Consider the following 2974-nt stretch of genomic DNA (forward strand, 5'->3'; position numbering starts at 1 on the left):
TTCTCAAACCCGACTGATTAACCGCAGAAACCCGACAGATGAACGTGCCGTGCCCCTAAATCCTGATAGGCAGCGGAATCTCCTTCTCCAGCTGAACAAAGGGGTCACATGAAGGTCACATTCTTGGTTCACTCGCTGGACCGGGTCGGGGGCATCACTCGCGCCACCCTGACCACAGCATCGGCACTGGCAGTGCGCGGGCATCAGGTGGAGATCGTCTCCATGTTCCGACAACGTCCGCGACCACGGTTCGCGGTCGATCCGAGGGTTCGGCTCGTGGCCCTGGTCGATGGGGTTTCGCCGAGTGGGCGGCGGAGGACATCGCGGGAGCGGCGGCTGGAGGCGCGGGCGTCGCGGATCTATCCGCGGGGCGACACGTTCTACGGGAACGTCTACAACGGCCTGATCGACGAGCGGCTGGCGGGATTCCTGGCCGGCTGCGACGCCGAGGTGGTCATCGGGACGACGCCGGGCATCAACGTGTACCTGTCGCGGCTGCGGCCGCGGGCGGCGGTCATCGCGCAGGAGCACATGTTCTACGAGCATCACGAGGACTCGCTGCGGACGGAGCTTTCCGTGGCGTACCAGCGGATGGACGCGATCGTGACGCTGACCGAGCGGGACGCCGAGCATCACCGGCGGGCGCTGCCGCGGCTGGCGTCGCGGGTGGAGTGCATTCCCAACTCGGTGCCGATCCCGGCCGAGCCGCCGTCGCGGGGGGACAGTCGCACGATCGTCGCCGCCGGGCGGTTGGAGACGCCGAAGAACTTCATGATGCTGCTGGACGCCTTCGCCTTGGTGGCCCGGCGGCATCGGGACTGGACGCTGCGGATCGTCGGGGACGGGAGCATGCGCGACGAGCTGCGGCAGCGGGCCGACGCGCTCGGGCTGGGTGCCCGGGTGTGGTTCCCGGGCGAGATCACGCCGATGGACCGGGAGTGGGCCGGGGGCGAGATCGCCGCCGTGACCTCCGACTTCGAGTCCTTCGGGCTGACGATCGTGGAGGCGATGCACGCCGGGCTGCCCGTGGTGTCGACGGCGTGCCGGTACGGGCCGCCCGAGATCATCACCCCCGGGCAGGACGGCATGCTGAGCCCCGTGGGAGACGCCGCGGGGTTCGGCGCGCAGCTGGATCGGCTGATCGCCGACACGCGGCTGCGGCGGCGGCTGGCGCGGGCGGCGCGGCGGCGGGCGCGGTGCTTCACGCCCGACGAGATCATCGTCGACTACGAGAAGCTGTTCACCCGGCTGGTGGAGCAGCGGGAGCTGGCGGTCAGTCGGGCTTGACGCGGTGCAGGCGGCCGCGCACCTCCTCGACCACGCGGCGCTGCGCGGCCGAGGGCCAGCGGCCGGCGTCCAGCAGCTTGACCAGCAGCTCGGCCACCGGCTCCGGCAGCGACAGCGACGCCGCCTCGGCGGGCTCGGCCGCGGTGCGGGGCAGGTAGCGGCGCAGCTCGGTGAGGATCACGCGCTCGGGGGTCGTGGCGCGATGGTCCGCCCAGGAGGGACAGCGCGCGAGCTCGCCGTGGGTGGCGCACCAGGCGATGTCGGCGTGGATCGCGGCGTCGACCAGGTGGGAGCGCACGGTTTCGGGACGGCGGGGGCCCGCGTCGACCAGGCGGCGGGCCGCGGCGCCGACCAGGACCTTGATCAGCTTGTCCATTCCCGACGGCACGCGGGCGCACTGGGCGACCACCTCGGCGGCCACTCCCGCGTTGGAGACCTCGGGGTCGACGGCGGCGGCCAGTTCGGCGAAGCGCCTGGGCCAGTCGGCGTCGTCGCGGTGGATGTCCATGGGGGCCTGGTGAACCGCGGATTCGCGGCGGGAGGCGGAATCCACCAGCCGCAGCGATGTGTCCACGATGTCGCGTCGGATGTCGCGGGGGTGGTCGTCGGAGGCGGGCGGCTCCTGGGAGACCCCGTACAGCACCTCGTCCACCACCGAGGTGGTGCGGCGGTTGCCGACCGCCTTGTCGCGCAGCTCCGCGAAGGACGGGAACGCCTCGTCGGGGGCGGGAGCCACGCCGCCTTGTCGGTGCCCGTCGATGCCGATCACCATCTAAGGATGCCTCACCAAATCGAACAAACGCTGAGAGGAGGTCCCCCCATCGACCGGAACCGAGATTTAGAAGCCGAGCCGCTGCAGGTATTTCGGGTTCTTCTGCCAGTCCTTGGCGATGCGGACGTGCAGGTCGAGGTAGACGCGCGAGTCGAGCAGCTTCGCGATCTCCTTGCGGGCGTGGGTTCCCACGACGCGCAGGCGCGAGCCGCCCTTGCCGATCACGATGGCCTTCTGGGACGAGCGCTCCACATAGATCTCGGCGTAGATCTTCTTGCGCGGGCCGTCCTCGGTCTCCTCGTCCTCGATGTCCTCGATGACCACGGCGATGGAGTGGGGCAGCTCGTCGCGGACGCCCTCCAGGGCGGCCTCGCGCACCAGCTCGGCGATCATGACCCGCTCGGGTTCGTCGGTGATCATGTCGTCGGGGTACAGCTGCGGGGACTCGGGCAGGTGCGCCGACAGCACGTCCACCAGGATGTCGAGGCGCTCCTCGGTCACCGCGCTCACGGGCACGATCTCGGCGAAGTCGGACATCTCGTTGACGGCCATCAGCTGCTTGGCCAGCTGGGCCTTGCTCACCAGGTCGCACTTGGTGACCACGGCGATCACCTTGGCGCGCAGGCCCTCCACCTCGCGGGCGATGAAGCGGTCTCCGGGTCCGAGCGGCTCGTTGGCCGGGATGCACACGCCCACCACGTCGACCTCGGCCCAGGTCTGGCGCACCTGGTCGTTGAGGCGCTCGCCCAGCAGCGTCTTCGGCTTGTGGAGTCCGGGGGTGTCAACCAGGATGAGCTGGGACTGTGGACGGTGCAGGATGCCGCGGACCACGTGACGGGTGGTCTGGGGACGGTTGGAGGTGATGGCGATCTTGGAGCCGATGATCGCGTTGGTCAATGTGGACTTTCCGGCGTT

General features: G+C 69.8%; 3 protein-coding genes. 1 reads left to right on the forward strand and 2 read right to left on the reverse strand.

What is annotated here, in order from left to right; translation table 11 throughout:
• Window positions 1-108 precede the first annotated feature (108 nt).
• On the forward strand, window positions 109-1287 hold the full coding sequence (locus VE172_RS20720; RefSeq protein ID WP_324803893.1) for a glycosyltransferase: 1179 nt from the start codon (window positions 109-111) through the stop codon (window positions 1285-1287).
• Here the strand turns inward: VE172_RS20720 and VE172_RS20725 are convergent.
• Both VE172_RS20725 and era read right to left on the reverse strand, forming a co-directional pair.
• Window positions 1274-2059, reverse strand: a complete 786-nt coding sequence (locus VE172_RS20725; protein ID WP_324803894.1) for a hypothetical protein — start codon at window positions 2057-2059, stop codon at window positions 1274-1276. The two genes, VE172_RS20720 and VE172_RS20725, sit on opposite strands and share 14 nt — an antisense overlap.
• A 66-nt stretch (window positions 2060-2125) precedes the next feature.
• Window positions 2126-2974, reverse strand: an 849-nt coding sequence (era, locus tag VE172_RS20730) for a GTPase Era (RefSeq protein ID WP_324803895.1), incomplete at its 5' end; no start/stop codon positions are given.

The organism is Stackebrandtia sp., from assembly GCF_035643755.1.
In the GTDB taxonomy this organism is placed as follows: Bacteria; Actinomycetota; Actinomycetes; order Mycobacteriales; family Micromonosporaceae; genus Stackebrandtia.

Coding starts and splice junctions, on each gene's coding strand:
- VE172_RS20725 (WP_324803894.1), bottom strand. CDS start 2,059: ATGGTGATCGGCATCGACGGGCACCGACAAGGCGGCGTGGCTCCCGCC.
- VE172_RS20720 (WP_324803893.1), top strand. CDS start 109: ATGAAGGTCACATTCTTGGTTCACTCGCTGGACCGGGTCGGGGGCATC.